The following is an 18,526-nucleotide window of genomic DNA, read 5'->3' as shown; positions in this document are numbered from 1 at the left end:
TTCACACGGCATCACCGGTGCGTGCCGATTGCCACTCTTCGGTGATACTGCCGGGGTTTTCCCGTTACCTGTTCGAGGGTTCGGGAGGGCCGCTCGCCGGTGACCGGCCGGCGGCGGGCGCCGGTCAGCGGCCGGCGGCGGTCAGCGGCAGGCGGGCGCCGCTCAGCGGACCGGCGGCGGCCCGTCGATCGGGCGGCCGGGCACGCCGGGGCGGCGCTGCCAGGGACGGGGTCCGGCGGGCGGCCGGTAGGCGACACCGAGGGCGTCGAGCCGCCGGTAGTGGGCGGTCATCCGGCGTTCGAAGCCGGCGAAGTCCCGTTCCGCCGGGGCGGGCAGCGCGCTCCAGGCGACCTCCGCGAAGGCCGCGAGCCGGGGGAAGGCCTGGTAGTCCACGCGCGCGGCGTCCTCCAGCACCTCGGTCCACACGTTGGCCTGGGTGCCCAGCACGTGCCGGGCCTCGGCGTCGCTCAGCCCGTCCGGCACGGGCTCGAAGCGGTAGACGTCCTCCAGGGTGCGCACGTAGCCGATCGGCACCGGCTCGTCCTCGCCCGGGGCCTGACGGTGGTCCAGGTACACGTACTGCTCCGGGCACATGACCACGTCGTGGCCGGCCCGCGCGGCGGCGACACCGCCCGCGTAGCCGCGCCAGGAGGAGACGGCGGCGCCCGGCGCGAGTCCGCCCTCCAGGATCTCGTCCCAGCCGATGAGGCGGCGCCCGCGCGCGGCGAGCCAGGCGTCGAAATGGCCGATGAACCACGCCTGCAGCTGATCCTCGTCGGCCAGGCCGAGGTCCGCCATGCGGTTCTTGGCGGTCACCGACCCGGACCACTGCTCCTTGCGGCACTCGTCGCCGCCGACGTGGACGAAGTGCGAGAACTCCGCGGCGTCCGCGGGGAAGAGCTCCAGGACCTCCTCGAAGACGCCCTCGTAGAAGCGCAGGGTGGTGTCGGTGGGAGCCAGTACGTTGGCGGAGATGCCCCAGGTGTCCCAGACGGGGAGGGCGGCGGTGTCGACGACGTCGGCGTTGCCGAGTTCCGGGTAGGCGGCGATGGCGGCCTGCGAGTGGCCCGGTACGTCGATCTCCGGGACGACGCTGATGTGCCGCTCGGCGGCGTAGGCGACGATCTCCCGGATGTCGTCGTGGGTGTAGTGACCGCCGTGCGGTTTCTCGTCCCACAGCGGTGAGGCACGGTGGCCGAATTTCGTCCGCGGGCGCCAGGAGGCGATCTCGGCCAGTTTCGGGTACCGCTTGATCTCGATCCGCCAGCCCTGGTCGTCCGTCAGGTGCAGGTGCAGGACGTTGAGTTTGTGCGCGGCCATCAGTTCCAGGTAGCGCAGCACGCCGTCCTTGGGCATGAAGTGCCGGGCCACGTCGAGGAGGAGACCGCGCCAGCGGAAGCGGGGGGCGTCCTCGACGACTGCGCAGGGGACGCCGACGGCGGCGTCCGGCCGTACGGGGGCGCGCCGGAAGGCGTCGGGGCCGAGCAGCTGACGCAGGGTCTGCGCACCCCAGAACAGGCCGGCGGGCCCGCCGCCGCGCAGCTCCACGCCCCGGCCGGCGACGGCGGCGAGCCGGTACGCCTCCGGGCCCAGCGTGTCGTCCAGGAGCAGCCGCACCGCGTCGTGGGCGTCCGGCGGCCCGGGCCGCAGCGGCAGGCCCAGGGCCGCGCCGAGCGTGGCGCGCAGCCAGCGCTCGGTGCGTTCGGTGCCCGGACCGGCCCACAGCGTGGTGTCCTGCCCCAGCGGCACGGTGGCCCCTGCCGGGCCCGCCGGTCCCGCCGGGCCTGTCGCTCCCGCCGGTCCTGTCGCTCCCGCCGGTCCTGTCGCTCCCGCCGGTACCGCCGGTACCTGGACGGCGCGTGGCGCCGGAATCAGTTCCACGACATCAGCCCCTCACCCCGGACGGGCGTTGCACAGGACGCAACGCCCTTTGCTCCACGCGCAGCGCACGCACGATACCTCGAAGGCTAGGGACTGCGCCGGACCGCCACAAGAGGTCTGGACCAGTTGCGGCCGGAAAAACAGAGATCCCCGGGGCGCGCAGGACGCGCGCCCCGGGGATCTCACGGCCGCCGGGCAGGCCGGGAACCTACTTGTCGCCGCCCTTGCCCTTGTCGTCGCCGCCGCTGCCCATGGACTCGTAGATCTCCTTGCACATGGGACACACGGGGTACTTCTTCGGGTCGCGGCCCGGCACCCACACCTTGCCGCACAGCGCCACGACGGGCGTGCCGTCGAGGGCGCTCGCCATGATCTTGTCCTTCTGGACGTAGTGGGCGAAGCGCTCGTGGTCGCCGTCGCCGTGGGACACCTGCGGCGTCGGCTCTACGAGGGTCCCCGTACCAGTCCCGCGCTCGGGCTCGAGAGTGCTCATATCAGCAAGGGTACTGAAGCTCACACGCATCAGTTGAGCGACGGGTCGTCGGGATACGTGGCCACCATCGCCAGCTCGTTGCGCTGGCGGCGCAGCACCTCGCGCCAGAGTCTCTCCGGCGCCGGCGAGGAGACGTCCCCCGGCTCGGACTCGACGACGTACCAGGCGCCCTCCACCAGCTCGTCCTCCAGCTGCCCCGGGCCCCAGCCGGCGTACCCGGCGAAGATTCTCAGGGACCCGACGGCGGAGGCGAGCAGTTCCGGCGGGGCCTCCAGGTCGACCAGCCCGATCGCGCCGTGCACCCGCCGCCAGCCGAGCGGCGCGCCGTCACCGCTCGCGCCGCCGGGGATGACGGCGACACCGAGCGCCGAGTCCAGCGAGACGGGCCCGCCCTGGAAGACGACGCCGGGCTCGCCGGCCAGCTCGGCCCAGTCCTCCAGGATGTCGCCGACGACCACCGGGGTCGGACGGTTGAGGACGACACCGAGGGAGCCCTCCTCGTCGTGGTCGAGAAGGAGCACCACCGCACGGTCGAAGTTCGGGTCCGCCAGGGCGGGGGTGGCCACGAGCAGCCGCCCTGTGAGCGAGGACACCTCGGTCATGCCAGACATGATCCCGCATCTTCCCCCGGTGTGGGGACCCAATCGGGGGCGCGGGAGTGAACGCAGCTCAGGGCGTACCGGAGCGGGCCGGGCGCACACCCCTGCGCCGGTGACCCGATGTGCCCGGCGGGGAACGGTTCGTGTTGTGACACGGCTATGACGTGGCTGAGTCGTCCTCGCGCTTACGGACGGGGGGTGCTCGGCGATTACGCTGTCTTCCCGGCCCCCGCGCACAGTGATCGGCCGGCCCCTGACCCACTCATCGGAACGCGAGATTCATGACCGTCAACGACGATGTCCTGCTTGTCCACGGCGGAACCCCGCTGGAGGGCGAGATCCGTGTCCGCGGTGCGAAGAACCTCGTACCGAAGGCCATGGTCGCCGCCCTGCTGGGCAGCGGGCCCAGCCGACTGCGCAACGTTCCGGACATCCGTGACGTGCGGGTCGTCCGCGGCCTGCTCCAGCTGCACGGGGTGACGGTCCGTCCGGGCGAGGAGCCCGGCGAACTGGTGATGGACCCGACGCACGTCGAGAGCGCCAACGTGGCCGACATCGACGCCCACGCGGGTTCCAGCCGCATCCCGATCCTCTTCTGCGGCCCGCTCCTGCACCGCCTGGGCCACGCGTTCATCCCCGGCCTCGGCGGCTGCGACATCGGCGGCCGGCCCATCGACTTCCACTTCGACGTGCTGCGGCAGTTCGGCGCGACCATCGAGAAGCGTGCGGACGGGCAGTACCTGGAGGCTCCGCAGCGGCTGCGCGGCACGAAGATCCGGCTGCCGTACCCGTCCGTCGGCGCCACCGAGCAGGTGCTGCTGACGGCCGTACTGGCCGAGGGCGTCACGGAGTTGTCCAACGCGGCCGTCGAGCCGGAGATCGAGGACCTTATCTGCGTGCTGCAGAAGATGGGCGCGATCATCGCGATGGACACCGACCGGACGATCCGCATCACCGGTGTGGACAAGCTCGACGGGTACGCCCACCGCGCCCTGCCGGACCGCCTGGAGGCCGCGTCCTGGGCCTCCGCGGCACTGGCGACCAACGGCAACATCTACGTCCGCGGCGCCCAGCAGCGCTCGATGATGACGTTCCTCAACACCTACCGCAAGGTGGGCGGCGCCTTCGAGATCGACGACGAGGGCATCCGGTTCTGGCACCCGGGCGGGCAGTTGAAGTCCATCGCCCTGGAGACGGACGTGCACCCCGGTTTCCAGACGGACTGGCAGCAGCCGCTGGTCGTGGCCCTGACGCAGGCCACGGGCCTGTCCATCATCCACGAGACGGTGTACGAGTCCCGGCTCGGCTTCACCTCCGCGCTGAACCAGATGGGCGCGCACATCCAGCTCTACCGCGAGTGCCTGGGCGGCTCCGCCTGCCGCTTCGGCGCGCGCAACTTCCTGCACTCCGCGGTCGTCTCGGGCCCGACCAGGCTCCAGGGCGCCGACCTGGTCATCCCCGACCTGCGCGGCGGCTTCTCGTACCTCATCGCGGCGCTGGCCGCCGAGGGCACCTCCCGGGTGCACGGCATCGACCTGATCAACCGCGGCTACGAGAACTTCATGGAGAAGCTCGTGGAGCTCGGCGCGAAGGTCGAACTGCCGGGCAAGGCGCTCGGCTAGCGGTCCGGGTCCGGGAACACGAAAGGGCGGCCCCCCTCGGCGGGGGGCCGCCCTTTTCGATGTCCTCGGCCAAGGCGCCCCGAAGGGGCGCGGGGAACTGCGCGACCGGCCACGGCGGACCCGCAGTCACCCACGGCGCTCCGGCGGACGGCGCCTCGGCGGGCCGGCGCTCCGAGCGGAGCGCCCGGGCTTACTTGCCCTTGGCGGCTTCCTTGAGCTTGCTGCCCGCGGTGACCTTCACGCTGAAACCGGCCGGGATGTTGATGGGCTCGCCGGTCTGCGGGTTGCGCGCGGTGCGAGCGGCACGGTGGGTGCGCTCGAAGGTCAGGAAGCCGGGGATGGTGACCTTCTCGTCGCCCTTGGCGACGATCTCGCCGACGGTCTCGGCGAACGCGGCCAGCACGGCGTCGGCGTCCTTGCGGGTCACCTCGGCGCGGTCGGCCAGCGCGGCCACCAGCTCACTGCGGTTCATGTTGTTACTCCCGTGTATTTCTTGCCGTTGGGGTGTGCCACGCGGCGGGGCCGCATTAGAGGCACTGCGATGCCGATGCGCTCGCGCCCTTGGGGGTGCCCCCTTGGGACGTAGTCCCTGGGGGAGCATCCTGCCCCTACCTGCGGCGGGAAAGCCAATCCGGCACCCGTAGGAGTCGTGAGAACACCCTGGGGAGTCACACGAAAAGCGCCCGCTCGGCCGTCACCCTAGAGCGCGCCCGGCACCGGGTGGTTCCACGACGCGCCGGTACGCGGGGCCGCCGTGGTGATCCTCACAGCCCCGCACCGTACGCCACGCCGTGGCTAGGCCGTCGCGCCGGCCGCCTTGGCGGCCTCGCGGACCGCCCCGGCCACGGCGCCCGCAACCTTGTCGTTGAAGACGCTCGGGACGATGTAGTTCGGGTTCAGCTCGTCCTCGGTCACCACGTCGGCGAGGGCCTTCGCGGCGGCGAGCATCATCTCGGTGTTCACCGTACGCGACTGGGCGTCCAGCAGGCCGCGGAAGACACCCGGGAAGACCAGCACGTTGTTGATCTGGTTCGGGAAGTCGGAGCGGCCGGTGGCCACGACGGCCGCCGTCTGCCGGGCGATCGCCGGGTCGACCTCGGGGTCCGGGTTCGCGAGCGCGAACACGATGGCTCCCTCGGCCATGGCGGCCACGTCGTCCCCGTCCAGGACGTTCGGGGCGGAGACGCCGATGAAGACGTCGGCGCCGCGCACGGCCTCCTTCAGGGTGCCGGTCAGGCCCTCGGGGTTGGTGTTGTCGGCGATCCAGCGCAGCGGCGAGTCGGCCGGGGCGTCGACCAGGTCCGCGCGGCCGGCGTGGACCACACCGTGGATGTCGGCGACGACGGCGTTCTTCACGCCGGCCGCCAGCAGCAGCTTGAGGATGGCCGTACCGGCCGCGCCGGCGCCGGACATGACGACCCGGATGTTCTCGATCGCCTTGTCCGCCACGCGCAGGGCGTTGGTCAGGGCGGCGAGGACGACGATGGCGGTGCCGTGCTGGTCGTCGTGGAAGACGGGGATGTCCAGGGCCTCGCGCAGCCGGGCCTCGATCTCGAAGCAGCGCGGCGCGGAGATGTCCTCCAGGTTGATGCCGGCGAAGCCGGGGGCGATCGCCTTGACGATCTCCACGATCGCGTCGGTGTCCTGGGTGTCCAGGCAGATCGGCCAGGCGTCGATGCCGGCGAAGCGCTTGAAGAGGGCCGCCTTGCCCTCCATGACGGGCAGCGCGGCCTTGGGGCCGATGTTGCCGAGGCCGAGCACGGCGGAGCCGTCCGTCACGACCGCAACGGAGTTGCGCTTGATGGTGAGGCGGCGGGCGTCCTCGGGGTTCTCGGCGATGGCCATGCAGACGCGGGCCACACCGGGCGTGTAGACCATGGAGAGGTCGTCACGGTTGCGGATGGGGTGCTTCGACGCCATCTCGATCTTGCCGCCGAGGTGCATGAGGAACGTACGGTCGGAGACCTTGCCGAGCGTGACGCCCTCGATGCCGCGCAGCTTCTCGACGATCTCCTCGGCGTGGGCCGTGGAGGTGGCCGCGATGGTGACGTCGATACGGAGCTTCTCGTGGCCGGACGCGGTGACGTCGAGGCCGGTCACCGAGCCTCCGGAGGACTCCACGGCGGTGGTGAGCTGCGAGACGGCGGTTCCGCTCGCGGGCACCTCCAGCCGGATCGTCATCGAGTAGGAGACGCTGGGCGCCGTTGCCATGGCCGACTTCCTCTGCTTTCACCGTGTCGCGAGTTGTGCCGTCCGATCGTCGCACCTACCGCTCAGTACGCGGTAGTCGCCCTGGGTTGCGGACGTTTTGTTCACGCCGGGCGCTTCGATGGACGCAGCATTTCGGAAAACCACTTCCACCATACGAGAAACGATCAGTCGGCGAAAGAGGCCGGCGGAACAAAGAGGGAGGCCCACGTCACATCGTGACGTGGGCCTCCCACACGTTCATGACACCGACCCGCCATGCTCGCCTCGCGGCAAGTGGTCCCTCGCAGGGACGAAGGTTGGGCCCGGGGGCTTGGATCGGGCCGGTGCCACGTCCAGGCTAACAAACGGATCCGGTGAGCCCATTCCCGAACCGGGACTTCGCTGGGTGCTAATCCCGCAGCAGGTCCGGAATCCCGTCCGCGTCCGGCTCGTCCCGCTCCCCCGACACCACCGTCAGCTGCTGGGTGGCCCGGGTCAGCGCCACGTACAGCACGCGCAGGCCGGCCGGGGACTCGTCGGCGATCTCGGCGGGCGAGACCACGACCGTCGCGTCGTACTCCAGGCCCTTGGCCTCCAGACTGCCGAGGGCCACCACCCGGTCGCCCAGCCCGGCCAGCCAGCGCCGGGCCTCCTCGCGCCGGTTCATCGCGACGACCACGCCGACCGTGCCGTCCACCAGCCCGAGCAGCCGCTCGGCCTCCGCGCGCACGGTCGCCGCCGGCGACCGGTCCGCGCCGGTGCCGTCCGCGACGTCCGCCCGCACGAAACGCGGCTCGACCCCGGTGGACCGTACGGCGGAGGGCGCCTCGGCGCCGGGCATGGCGAGCGCCAGCACCTTCGCGGCCAGCTCGGCGATCTCGGCCGGGTTGCGGTAGTTGACCGTGAGCGTGAAGCGGCGCCGGGGGCGGGTGCCGAGGGCCTCGTCGCGGGCCTCTGCCGCCTCGTCCGGATCGGACCAGGAGGACTGCGCCGGATCGCCGACGACCGTCCAGGTGGCGTGCCGTCCGCGGCGGCCGACCATGCGCCACTGCATCGGCGTGAGGTCCTGCGCCTCGTCCACGATGACGTGGGCGTACTCCGTGCGCTCCTGCGCGAGGCGCTCGGCCCGCTCGCGCTGGGACTCCTCGCGCACCGGCATCAGCTCCTCCAGGCCGGTGAGCTGGTCCAGCGGGTCGAGCTCGCGCTTCCTGCGCGGCCGGGCGGGCGCGCCGAGGATGGCGTGCAGCTCGTCCAGCATGGCGATGTCGTGCACGGAGAGGCCGTCGCGTCTGAGCGAGCGGGCGACCTTGCGGACCTCGCCGGGGTTCAGGATCCGCCGGGCCCATCGGCCGAGCCGCCGCTCGTCGGCCATCGCGGCGAGCACCGCCCGCGGCGTCAGCTCGGGCCACCAGGCGTCGAGGAACGCGACGAAGGAGTCCTCGCCGGTGACGTCCTCGTCGAAGGACGAGCGCAGCTCCGCGGCCAGCTCCGGATCGGTGTGCCGGGCGGCCGAGCCGGACTTGGCCCACAGGGCGTCCAGCAGCAGCCTGCGGGCGCGCGGGCGCAGCAGGTTGACGGGCGCGGTGCCGCCGAGCGCGGTGCGGCGGATACGTTCCAGCTCGTCGGCCTCCAGTTCGAGCCGGCGCCCGAAGGCGACGACGCGGAGGCGGGACGGGGTCCCGTCGGGCCGCGGCCCGCCGTCCGGGTCCGCCGCGCCGGTGTGCGCGGGGCCCAGCTCCAGCGCGCCCCGGGCGGCCTTGCGCAGCACCTTCAGCATGCGGTGGGAGCCCTTGGCGCGGGCCACGGACGGGGAGTCGTACAGGGTGGCCTCCGCGCCGTCGACCAGGGAGCCGATCGCGCGGATCGCGACCTGGCCCTCCTCGCCGAGCGAGGGCAGCACGCCCTCGGTGTAGGCGACGAGCAGCGGGGTCGGCGAGACGATCAGGATGCCGCCCGCGTAGCGCCTGCGGTCCTGGTAGAGCAGGTAGGCGGCGCGGTGCAGGGCGACCGCGGTCTTGCCGGTGCCGGGGCCGCCCTCCACGTAGGTGATGGAGGCGGCGGGGGCCCGGATGACCAGGTCCTGCTCGGCCTGGATGGAGGAGACGATGTCCCGCATGGTGTGGCCGCGGGCCTGGCCGAGGGCGGCCATCAGGGCGCCGTCGCCGATGACGGGCAGTGCGCGGCCGTCGAGGAAGGCGGTCAGCTCGGGCCGCATCAGGTCGTCCTCGACACCGAGCACCCGGCGGCCCTTGGACCGGATGACCCGGCGCCGCACCACCCGGCCGGGCTCCACGGGCGTGGCCCGGTAGAAGGGCGCCGCGGCGGGTGCGCGCCAGTCGATGACCAGCGGGGAGTAGTCCGCGTCCAGCACGCCGATGCGCCCGATGTGCAGGGTCTCGGCGATGTCGGCGGTGCCGTCCGGCCGGACGGCCTCCTCCGCGGGCTCGACCGCGGTGTAGGCACCGTCGGGCCCCTTCTTGCCGTCCTTGCCGAGGAGCAGGTCGATCCGTCCGAAGAGGAAGTCCTCGAACTCGTTGTTCAACCGGTTCAGGTGGACACCGGCCCGGAAGACCTGGGCGTCCCGCTCGGCGAGCGCGCCCGGGGTGCCGACCTGGCCGCGCTTGGCCGCGTCGTGCATCAGGAACTCGGCTTCGTGGATCTTCTCCTCCAGCCGCCGGTACACCCGGTCCAGGTGTTCCTGCTCGACGCTGATCTCCCGGTCACGGACGGAATCGTGTGCGTCGTGTACCGAGCCGACCGCGGACTGCTGAACCTGAGCGGCCACCTGGCCCCCTTCTGACGTGCTGGGCAGCCGTCAACCGTACGCGAAGGGGCCGGTCAAAGCTACGGGGCGGTGGTTCCCCCCGGGTCGCGCGGGGCCGGGCCGGGGCACGGCCGCGCCGCCGGGCCGGGGCCGGCCACGGCGCGCCCGCGGCCGTCCCGCGCCCGGCGGAACCACCCGGAAGGGGCTACGCCTGCACCTGAACCAGCTTCTTGCCCTCGAACGTCACCACTTCGAAGTGGTCGATCTCGTTGGGCTGGAAGGCCGCGGCCCCGCCGATGTAGAGCGGTTTCTTCGCCTTCTCGGACGTGGCCTGCGGGAGGCCGTACCCCCAGTCGGGGACCGACCACGACGACATGGTCACCCGCTGCCCGTTCTTGGCGACGAGCACCAGGGAGCACTTCAGCGGGCCCTTGACGTTCTTCAGCTCCAGGACCGCCTGGGTGCCCCAGTCCTTCGACGCCATCCCGACGGTCGCGCTGACATGGGTGGACGCGTCCGTGGCGGACTTCTTCTCGGTCATGCTGCGGAAGGTCGCCTGGGCGGGCGTCGCCGCCACCTGCTCCCCTCCGTCCGAGCCGCCGCCGACCGCCATCGCGGCCAGCGGGCCGGCGATGATCAGCGCGGCCGCCGCCGCGACCATGTAGAAGCCGCGCCGGCGCTTCTGGGCGCGCCGCTCGGCGACCTCGTCCACCAGCTTCTCCGCCAGCCGCGGACTGGGCCTGGCGGACAGCGACTCGCCGATCGCGGGGGTGCTGCCGGAGCCGGGCAGGTCCGCGAGCGCGGCCAGCATCGGCTCCATCCCGGCCAGCTCGTCCAGCTGCTGGGCGCACCACTCGCAGCCCGCGAGGTGCGCTTCGAAAGCGGTTGCCTCGGCGTCGTCGAGGATCCCGAGGGCATAGGCGCCGACGGTCTCGTGCTCGCTCGGCACCGAAGATCCCTGACTGGGGTTCATGGGCCCAGACATACCCGGACCACCCGGTCCGAATCCCTGCATTCCCCCGTACCCATTGCTCATCACGCCGTCACCCCCCGCTCCTCCAGTGCCAGCTTCATCGACCGCAGGGCGTAGAACACCCGGGAGCGGACCGTGCCGCTCGGTATGCCCAGCGTCTGGGCCGCCTCATTGACGGTACGCCCCTTGAAGTACGTCTCGACGAGCACCTCCCGGTGAGCCGGGGTCAGGTCGTCGAGCGCGTCCGACAGCGTCATCAGCCACAGCGCCTTGTCGATCTCGTCCTCCGCGGGGATGACCTCCAGCGGCGACGGATCGACCTCCTGCGGCCGGGCCTGCCGGCTGCGGTGGCCGTCGATGACGATGCGGCGCGCGACCGTCACCAGCCAGGGGCGTACCGAACCGGTCGCCCGATTGAGCTGACCGGCGTTCTTCCAGGCACGGATGAGCGTCTCCTGCACGACGTCCTCGGCACGCTGCCGGTCACCGGCGACCAGCCGCAGGACATACGCGAGCAGGGGCCCCGCGTGCTCCCGGTACAGGGCACGCATCAGCTCCTCGTCCGGCTCCGAGGGCTGCGATGAGGACATGCGATGTCGGGCCCTCGCTCCACGTTCATTGGCCACGGCCGCATCCTTGCGCACGCCCACCTCCGGTGTCCGGGGGTTCCCCCAGTCGGTCGCTCGCCCACCCGTACGGACAGCGGCGCCGCGGTGTTCAAACCGGAGTGACAGATTTCTTCGACGTGACGTGACGAGCGGGACATGGGCCCACATTCCCACCGCGCGATCTTTACATATACGACACAACGCCGGGGCGCCGTCCGAGTCGGCGCGGACTGCCCGTGTACGACGCATCCAAACCTGGTGTAGCGGAAATCACGCCCGCGCGAGTGCGGCCCGCCGCCGGTGCCGGGCCACCCGCTCCCGGTTGCCGCAGACCTCACTGGAGCACCAGCGCCGGCGCCGGCCCCGGGAGGTGTCCAGGTAGACGAGCGGGCAGTTGTCGCCCTCGCACTCGCGCACCGCCGCCCACGCGACCGGGTCGGTGAGCAGGTCGACGGCGTCGCGCGCGACGAGCGCGAGCAGCGCCACGCAGGCCGGTGGCTCCGTCAGCTCCCGTACCAGCAGGCCGCCTTCGCCGTGCACGGCGCGCAGCGCCGGGGGCGCGGCGCGCGCGGTCTCGTTGACCCGCCACAGGGCCCGCGCGTACGAGGGCGCGTCCGCCGCCTCGCCGCCGCGCACCAACAGCCCGATGTGCGCACGCAGTTCCTGGAAGCCGGCCGGCCAGGAGGGGTCGGCGTGCGCCAGCGGGGTGCGGGGCGGGACCAGCCCGGCGCCGGTGATCCAGGCACGCAACGCCTCCGCCGTGCCGAGCCGTTCGGCGGGATGAGCGGTCGCGAGGAGATCCAGACAGATCCGCCCGGCGTCGAACCGCAGCGCGTACGGGGGCGTGGCCGAACCCAGTGCCATGTGCCTGTCACCGCCTAGGCAGGAACCGTGAGGGGAGCGTTCCGATCGCTCGCCCCTTCACAGTGCCCGCCCCGGACGGCGCCCGGAACCCCCCGTGCCCGTCGCGGTCGGACGGACGGCGCGCCGGTCGGGGGCCGCCGCATCCCGGGATGCGGCGGCCCCCTCGCGCGCGGCGGCGGCGCGCCGCCGGCCGGATCAGGGCGACTCGAAGGCCAGCCGGGCCGCGAACCCGATCAGAAGCAGCCCCGTGACCTGTTCGATGCGGGCCCGCACCCGGGGCCGGCGCAGCACCCTGCCGAGCCGGTCCACGGTGGACACGTACAGGCTGAACCACAGCAGGTACAGGACCGCGAACACCAGCGAGAGCAGCAGGGCCCGGGGCAGCACGGCGCCTTCGGAGGGCAGGAACTGCGGCAGGAAGGTGACGAAGAACAGCGCCACCTTCGGGTTGAGCGCGTTGGACAGGAACCCCTGGCGCAGCATCCGCCCGCCCTCGCCCGCCTCCGGCGCCAGGGCGTCGTCGTCCGGCGCGCCCTCCCGCAGGGTGCGGCGCGAGCCGCGCAGGGTCGCGATGCCCATCCACACCAGGTAGGCCGCCCCCACCACCTTCAGCACGGTGAAGGCGGTGGCGGAGGCCAGCAGCAGCGCCGAGACGCCGAGCGCGGCCGCGGAGACGTGGACGCTCAGGCCGAGCAATCCGCCGACCATGGTCAGCAGTCCGGCCCTGCGCCCGCCGGCCAGCGCGTTCCTGGTCATCAGCGCCTGGTCGGGGCCGGGGATCACGATGAGCACCAGGCAGGCGGCGGCGAACGTCAGCACGGCGTGCTCCGCCGCGCCCCACGGGTCGAGGCGAGGGCCGCGGCCAGTGCCCGCTGGACGGGGGCCGGCCGCTCGCGCAGGTAGAAGTGGCCGCCGGGGAAGAGGCGCACCGTCGCCCCGGCCGAGGTGTGCTCGCTCCAGGCCTCCAGTTCGTCCGCCGCGATCCGGTCGTCCTCGCCGCCGAACACGGTGAGCGGCACCGGCAGCGGATCCCCGGCCTGCCAGGCGTACGTCTCCAGCACCCGGTAGTCGGCGCGGAGCGCGGCCGCGGCCGTCTCGCGCAGCTCGGCCGAGGCGAGCACCTCGTCGGGCAGCCCGCCGTGCAGGCGGGCGACCGTGTCGAGCAGTTCGTCGTCGGGCAGCCGGTGGATGCCGGTGGCCGGGTGCGGCAGGTGCGGCGCCCGGAAGCCGGACACGACCAGCCGGTCCGGCAGCGGGCGTCCGGCGGCGGCGAGGGCGCGCGTCACCTCGTAGGCGAACAGCGCGCCCAGGCTGTGGCCGAAGAACACGAACCGGTCCGTGGGGAGCGGCACGTGGGCGACGAACGCCTCGACCAGCTCCCGCATCGAGCCGGGCACCGGCTCGTGCAGCCGCGGGCCGCGGCCCGGCAGCTGGACCGCGTGCACCCGCGCCGTGCGCAGGTCGCGGGCCCAGCGCCGGTACTCGGCGGCCGTACCGCCCCCGTGCGGGAAGCAGTACAGCTCGCAGGCGGCGGTGCGGGGTGCCCCGCTGAGCAGCCAGTCGGACACGCGGCTCACCCTTCCGCCGGCCGCCGTGCGGCCAGGTGGCGGGCCAGGGCGTCGACCGTGAAGTGGTCGAAGACCTCCTTGGGCCGCAGCGGGACGCCCAGTTCGTCGCGGGCCTTGGCGCAGACGACCAGGGTGGTGGCCGAGTCCACGCCGAGCAGGTCCAGGCCGGTGGCCGGGTCGATCTGGTCCGGGGTGACGTCGAGCAGTTCGGCGAGGAAGCCGGTGAGCCAGTCGACGACGGGGACGGGGGTGTGCGCGCAAGCCGTGTTGCTCACTGTTCTCACCTTTCCTCGGTGATGGGCGCCGACGGGCCGAGGAGCTGCTCGAGGTGGCCGTCGAGCGCTTCGACCGTGGTGTACTCCAGGACCGTGCGGACCGGGACGGGGGTGCCGAACGCCGACTGGAGCTGGGCCGCCAGGCGCGCGGCGAGCAGGGAGTCGCCGCCCAGGTCCAGGAAGTCGTCGGCCAGGTCGATCTGGTTCAGGCCGAGCACCTCCTTCCAGATGTCGACGAGTTTGCGCTGCCGGTCCGTGCGCGGCGGCCGGGCCGGCCTGCCCCGTACGCTGCCGCGCCGGCCGGCCTGGGCGAGCGCGGCGCGGTCCACCTTGCCGGTGGGGCTGAGCGGCAGCTCGTCCAGCGCGTACAGCTGGGCGGGGACCATGTGCCGGGCGAGTCGTTCGGCGGCGAAGGAGCGCAGCTCCTCCGGGGCGAACCGGCGCTGCACCGCCGGTCCCCGGGCGACGAGCACGTCGAAGCCGACCGACGCGGGCCCGCCCGAGGTGGTCAGCAGCGCCGACTCGGTGAACCCGGCGGCGGTCAGCTCCTGTTGCCACTGGGCGCGGTCCAGCAGGCAGTGCGTGGTGCGCAGGTCGGTGTCCTCGAAGTTGTCGAACCCCTGCTGAAGGCCCATGACGAGGTCGAACCACGGGTGGAAGGTGGTCTGTTCGACGAGCAGCAGGACACCCCCGGGGGCGAGTACCGAGCGCAGTGCGGTCAGCGTCCGGCGCAGCTGCCGCATGTCGTGCAGCACACTCGCGGCGATGACGAGGTCCGCCTGCCGGCCGTCGAAGCCCTGGGCGGCCGGCGGCCGGTCGAGGTCGAACAGGTCGCAGCGCAGGAACGGGTAGGCGGCGAACTCGGTCTCGGCGCGGTCGAGGAAGTAGCGGGAGACGTCCGTGAAGACGTACTCCGTGCGGTCGGCGGGCAGCAGGGGCAGCAGGTGCCGGGTGAGCGAGCCGTAGCCGGCGCCGACCTCCAGCACGTTCAGCGGCCGGTCGGCGGGCCAGCCCTCGGCCAGCTCGCGCACCGCGGCGGTGGCGGCGGCGTAGGTCGGGCCGAAGAGGCGGGCGTAGACGCCCGGGGTGCGGTCGGAGGCGTACAGCTCGGCGGAGTGCACGCTCTGGGTCAGCACGCCCGCCAGGTTCCCGGCGAGGCCGAGCATCCAGTCGGTGACGTCCTCCGGGACGTCCAGCAGCCGGCCGAGGGCGTCGCGGGCACGCTCGCCCACCGCCTCCGGGAGGCCGTCGGGAAGCTCGCGGGCCACCTCCAGGCCGGCGGCGGTGCGCCGCAGGTACCCCGACTCCTCCAGGGCGGTCACCGCGCGGACCAGCCAGCGCCCGTAGCGGGGGGCCACCCCGGCGCCGCGCAGGGCCGCCGGGTCGAACGGCTCGCCCGGCAGGCGGGGCAGGCCGAAGGCGCGGAAGGCACCGGCGGTTGCGGTGGTGTACACCTCGTTGAGCGCGTCCCAGACGATGCGCAGCTCCTCGGGCGAGGGACCCTCGGCGGGCCGGCCGGCGGTGCCGGCGAGCGCCTGCCACTGCCGGGCGCGCAGCGTCTCGTCGGCCCGCTCCGTCACGAACAGCGTGTCGTCGTCACGGGCCGGCACGACGTACCCCAGCAGGCGGGCGGCGCCGTCCTGGTCGGCGGACTTCACCACGACCGCGCTCTCCACACCCGGGTGCGCGGTGAGCGTCGCCTCGATCTCGCCGAGCTCCACCCGGTGGCCGTTGATCTTCACCTGGCCGTCCCGGCGGCCCAGGAACTCGATCGAGCCGTCCGGCCGGTAGCGCCCGAAGTCACCGGTGCGGTAGAGGCGTTCGCCGGTGCGCGGGTGGGCCACGAAGGCCGCGGCCGTGCGCTCCTCGTCGGCCCAGTAGCCGCGGGCCAGGCCCACCCCGCCGATGTACAGCTCGCCCGGGGTCCACACCGGGCACGGGTCCATGCGGGCGTCGAGCACGTGGAAGGTCTGGTTGCGCAGCGGAACACCGTACGGAATGCTCTTCGCGCCCCGCTCCACCTCGTCGACGGCGTGGTGGATGGACCAGATCGACGCCTCGGTCGCGCCGCCCAGCGAGATGATCTCGGCCTCGGGCCACAGGCCGCGGATCCGGTCGGGCAGGTCGACGGGGATCCAGTCGCCGCTGAGCATGACCAGCCGCAGCCCCTCGGGCAGGGCGCCGCCCGCCTCCAGGTGCTCGACCAGCATCTGCATCTGCGCCGGGACGGAGTTCCACACCGTCACGCCGTGCTCGCCCATCAGCTTGGCCCAGTGCGCCGGCTCCGAGCGCAGCTCCGGGTCGGGCAGGACCAGGGCGGCACCGGCGCCGAGCGCGCCGAAGACGTCGTACACCGACAGGTCGAAGGTGAGTTCGGCGAGGCCGAAGACCCGGTCCCCGGGGCCGACCCCGAACCGCTCGTTGATGTCCACGACCGTGTTGAGGGCCGCGTGGTGCTCGATCATCACGCCCTTGGGTGTGCCGGTCGAGCCGGAGGTGTACAGCACGTACGCCAGGTCTCCGGGGCCGGCGGGTCCGCCCGGCCGGCGCCCGGCCTCCGCCTCCTCGGGACGCACCCGGTCGACGCGGACGCGCGGCAGGCCCTCGGGCCAGCCCAGGCCGTCGGTGGCGGCGTCGGTGAGCACCGCGAGCGCCCGGCCGTCGTCCAGCAGCCCGGCGCGGCGCCGCTCGGGCAGCGCCGGGCCGACGGGCAGGTAGGCGGCGCCGGCCATCATCACGCCGTACGCGGCGGCGATCTGGTCGGCGCCCTTGTGCAGGCCGATGCCGACCAGGCGGTCGCGCAGGCCGTCCGGGCCGAGGGCGGCGACCTCGCCGGCCACCGCCTGGGCCCGTGCGGCGAGTTCCCCGTAGGTCAGGACCCGGTTGCCGGCCAGCACGGCGGGCCGTCCGGGGTGCCGGGCGGCCTGGTCGAGGAACGGCTCGTGCAGCAGCCCGGAGGGACGCTCGCCGCTGGTGTCGTTGGCGCCGTCGCGGGCGGCGAGCTGGTGCGGGGGCAGCTCGACGACGATCTCCTCGTCCCACATCGAGTCGTCGTCGGCGAGCCGGGTGACCAGGGAGGTGTAGGCGGCGAACATGTCGTCGAGCAGGCCCTCGGGGAAGAGCTCCTCCACGCAGTCCCAGGTCAGGTCGAGGGAGCCGGTGATGTCGACGACCTGGTGGTCGAAGAAGACCTGCGGGGTCTGGCTGACCCGGTAGGTGATGTCACCGAAGTAGCTCAGGGGGCCGGAGACGTCGGCGGCGGTGCCCAGGCCGCTGGTGAAGACCACCGGCATCGTCTCGAAGCCGCTCTGCAGGCCCAGCCGGCGGCGTTCGCGCAGCGCCTCCAGCGCGCTGACCTGCCGGTGCCGCAGGTCCTGCTGGAGCTGCACCTGGGTGGCCTCGACCCGTTCGGTGAGCGTACGGCCGGTCGAGGCGTCCGTCTCCAGGAGGCAGATGGAGGTGAAGTCGCCGACCATCCGGCGCAGGTGGGGGTGGACGGTGCGCTTGCCGCCGCCCGCGTCGGCGAGCAGCAGTGGCAGCCGGTTGAAGAGGGTGAGGTTGAGGGTGAAGCGCCGGGAGCCGCCCCACACGGCGAGGACCTCGGAGAAGAGGGCCGCCAGCACCGCGGTGGGGGTCAGTCCCCGGTCCTCGCACCGCCCCTGCAGCGTCTTCCACTTCTCCTCGGGCAGGTGGAACTCACGGTGCGTGAAGCGCGGCCGGTGCACGCTCACCGGTGACTTGGCCAGGGGCAGTTCGGGGGGCGGGGCGAGGGTGGCGGCCCGGGACGTCCAGTAGGCGAGCGCCTTCTGGTAGCGGGGGGCCTGCGAGCCCCGCTCCAGCTCCAGGGCGTAGTCGCGGAAGGTGACCTCCACCGGCGGCAGTTCGAGGCCGGGGTCCTGGCACAGCGCGCTCCACTCGCTGAACAGCAGGGTGAGGCTGGCCAGGTCGACCATCAGCAGGTCGACGCTGACGTGCAGGCGGTCGTGGCCGGGCAGCCGGCTCAGGCGGAGGTCGAACAGCGGCCAGTCGGCCGCCGAGTACACCCGGTGCGACATCTCCTCCCGCACGTCGAGCAGCGTGCGCTCCCTGTCCTCCTCGGAGGCGGAGCGCAGGTCGGTACATCGGACCTCGAACGCGGGCACGGTCTCGAGCACCTGCTGGCGTCCGTCGGGGCCGACGACCGCGCGCAGCATGTCGTGCCGCTCCACCAGCCGGCGCCAGGCCGCGGACAGCACGCCGGGGTCGAGGCGGCGGCCCTCCAGTTCGAAGTACGCGTGCGGGGCCACGTTCCCCAGGACGAAGTTGGGGCCCCGGCCGACCCAGTACGCGTACTGGATCTCGGTCAGCGGGAACGGCTCGTACCGCTCCACTCCGGGGATATTCGTTGCGTTTCGGACCTTCATGACACTCCGTCTCTCCGTCGGGCACAGGTGAGGCGTGCCGGGACCGGCACGGTGGGTGGTGGGATGAGAGGGGGTTTGAGGGTGGGGGCGGCGAGGTGCGCCGTGGGACTACCGCGGCCGTGCGCCGGCCCCGGCGGACTGCCGCGGCGGTGCGGTGGCCCCGGCGGGCCGCCGCGTGTCCGGCCCGGCGGCCGGCGGGCCGGACAGGGCGCTCGGCACGGCACGGCTCGCCGCGGCGGCCCGGGAGCGTGCGCGCCCGGGCACCACGAGGGGCGGCCGGAGGCGG

14 protein-coding genes are annotated in these 18,526 nt (G+C 73.1%); 1 reads left to right on the top strand and 13 read right to left on the bottom strand.

Annotation, left to right across the window (positions count from 1 at the left end):
- Window positions 1-162: 162 nt before the first annotated feature.
- From ABZ576_RS15380 to ABZ576_RS15370, 3 genes are all read right to left on the bottom strand, one after another.
- Entirely contained in the window at window positions 163-1,749 is a 1,587-nt protein-coding gene (locus tag ABZ576_RS15380) for a beta-N-acetylhexosaminidase (RefSeq protein WP_360740252.1), read from the bottom strand.
- 340 nt (window positions 1,750-2,089) lie between these two features.
- Window positions 2,090-2,374: a DUF3039 domain-containing protein gene (locus tag ABZ576_RS15375; RefSeq protein ID WP_030610517.1), complete on the bottom strand. Its 285-nt coding sequence runs from the start codon at window positions 2,372-2,374 to the stop codon at window positions 2,090-2,092.
- A 29-nt stretch (window positions 2,375-2,403) separates the two neighbouring features.
- The gene (locus tag ABZ576_RS15370; RefSeq protein ID WP_360740250.1) at window positions 2,404-2,976 is read right to left on the bottom strand and encodes a YqgE/AlgH family protein; all 573 of its coding nucleotides are present in this window, start codon (window positions 2,974-2,976) and stop codon (window positions 2,404-2,406) included.
- Between the two features lie 278 nt (window positions 2,977-3,254).
- Between ABZ576_RS15370 and murA the strand changes: the two genes are divergently transcribed.
- Window positions 3,255-4,595, top strand: a complete 1,341-nt coding sequence (gene murA, locus ABZ576_RS15365) for a UDP-N-acetylglucosamine 1-carboxyvinyltransferase (protein ID WP_360740247.1) — start codon at window positions 3,255-3,257, stop codon at window positions 4,593-4,595.
- A 190-nt stretch (window positions 4,596-4,785) separates the two neighbouring features.
- Here murA and ABZ576_RS15360 read toward each other — a convergent pair whose 3' ends face one another.
- The 10 genes from ABZ576_RS15360 to ABZ576_RS15315 all read right to left on the bottom strand — a co-directional run bounded on the left by ABZ576_RS15360 (window position 4,786) and on the right by ABZ576_RS15315 (window position 18,207).
- Window positions 4,786-5,067, bottom strand: coding sequence for an HU family DNA-binding protein (locus ABZ576_RS15360; RefSeq protein WP_014673024.1), 282 nt, complete (start codon window positions 5,065-5,067; stop codon window positions 4,786-4,788).
- A 323-nt stretch (window positions 5,068-5,390) separates the two neighbouring features.
- Window positions 5,391-6,806 carry an NAD-dependent malic enzyme gene (locus tag ABZ576_RS15355; protein ID WP_360740244.1) on the bottom strand — a complete coding sequence of 472 codons (1,416 nt, stop codon included), beginning with the start codon at window positions 6,804-6,806 and terminating at the stop codon, window positions 5,391-5,393.
- Between the two features lie 388 nt (window positions 6,807-7,194).
- Window positions 7,195-9,570 (bottom strand): UvrD-helicase domain-containing protein, encoded by a 2,376-nt coding sequence (locus tag ABZ576_RS15350; RefSeq protein ID WP_360740241.1) that lies wholly within the window; start codon window positions 9,568-9,570, stop codon window positions 7,195-7,197.
- Window positions 9,571-9,754: 184 nt separating this feature from the next.
- On the bottom strand, window positions 9,755-10,522 hold the full coding sequence (locus ABZ576_RS15345) for a zf-HC2 domain-containing protein (protein ID WP_360740238.1): 768 nt from the start codon (window positions 10,520-10,522) through the stop codon (window positions 9,755-9,757).
- Between the two features lie 62 nt (window positions 10,523-10,584).
- Window positions 10,585-11,172: a sigma-70 family RNA polymerase sigma factor gene (locus ABZ576_RS15340; RefSeq protein ID WP_360740235.1), complete on the bottom strand. Its 588-nt coding sequence runs from the start codon at window positions 11,170-11,172 to the stop codon at window positions 10,585-10,587.
- 228 nt (window positions 11,173-11,400) lie between these two features.
- Entirely contained in the window at window positions 11,401-11,994 is a 594-nt protein-coding gene (locus ABZ576_RS15335; RefSeq protein WP_360740233.1) for a CGNR zinc finger domain-containing protein, read from the bottom strand.
- A 195-nt stretch (window positions 11,995-12,189) separates the two neighbouring features.
- On the bottom strand, window positions 12,190-12,813 hold the full coding sequence (locus ABZ576_RS15330; RefSeq protein WP_360740230.1) for a LysE family translocator: 624 nt from the start codon (window positions 12,811-12,813) through the stop codon (window positions 12,190-12,192).
- Complete coding sequence (locus tag ABZ576_RS15325) at window positions 12,807-13,562, bottom strand: alpha/beta fold hydrolase (protein ID WP_360740227.1); 756 nt, start codon at window positions 13,560-13,562, stop codon at window positions 12,807-12,809. Before ABZ576_RS15325 ends, ABZ576_RS15330 begins: the two co-directional genes overlap by 7 nt.
- Before the next feature lie 5 nt (window positions 13,563-13,567).
- Entirely contained in the window at window positions 13,568-13,837 is a 270-nt protein-coding gene (locus ABZ576_RS15320; protein WP_360740225.1) for an acyl carrier protein, read from the bottom strand.
- Between the two features lie 5 nt (window positions 13,838-13,842).
- Window positions 13,843-18,207, bottom strand: coding sequence for an amino acid adenylation domain-containing protein (locus tag ABZ576_RS15315; protein ID WP_360740222.1), 4,365 nt, complete (start codon window positions 18,205-18,207; stop codon window positions 13,843-13,845).
- Window positions 18,208-18,526: the final 319 nt, after the last annotated feature.

The organism is Streptomyces sp. NPDC013455 (assembly GCF_040632975.1).
Classification (GTDB): Bacteria; Actinomycetota; Actinomycetes; order Streptomycetales; family Streptomycetaceae; genus Streptomyces.
Note: the sequence above shows the minus strand (reverse complement) of the source record. Positions and strands in the feature narration are given on the sequence as shown.

What these genes read in the sequence shown, in the direction of transcription:
- ABZ576_RS15360 (WP_014673024.1), bottom strand. Translation starts at nt 5,067, where the DNA reads ATGAACCGCAGTGAGCTGGTGGCCGCGCTGGCCGACCGCGCCGAGGTG.
- murA (WP_360740247.1), top strand. Translation starts at nt 3,255, where the DNA reads ATGACCGTCAACGACGATGTCCTGCTTGTCCACGGCGGAACCCCGCTG.
- ABZ576_RS15345 (WP_360740238.1), bottom strand. Translation starts at nt 10,522, where the DNA reads ATGAACCCCAGTCAGGGATCTTCGGTGCCGAGCGAGCACGAGACCGTC.
- ABZ576_RS15370 (WP_360740250.1), bottom strand. Translation starts at nt 2,976, where the DNA reads ATGACCGAGGTGTCCTCGCTCACAGGGCGGCTGCTCGTGGCCACCCCC.
- ABZ576_RS15335 (WP_360740233.1), bottom strand. Translation starts at nt 11,994, where the DNA reads ATGGCACTGGGTTCGGCCACGCCCCCGTACGCGCTGCGGTTCGACGCC.
- ABZ576_RS15375 (WP_030610517.1), bottom strand. Translation starts at nt 2,374, where the DNA reads ATGAGCACTCTCGAGCCCGAGCGCGGGACTGGTACGGGGACCCTCGTA.
- ABZ576_RS15355 (WP_360740244.1), bottom strand. Translation starts at nt 6,806, where the DNA reads ATGGCAACGGCGCCCAGCGTCTCCTACTCGATGACGATCCGGCTGGAG.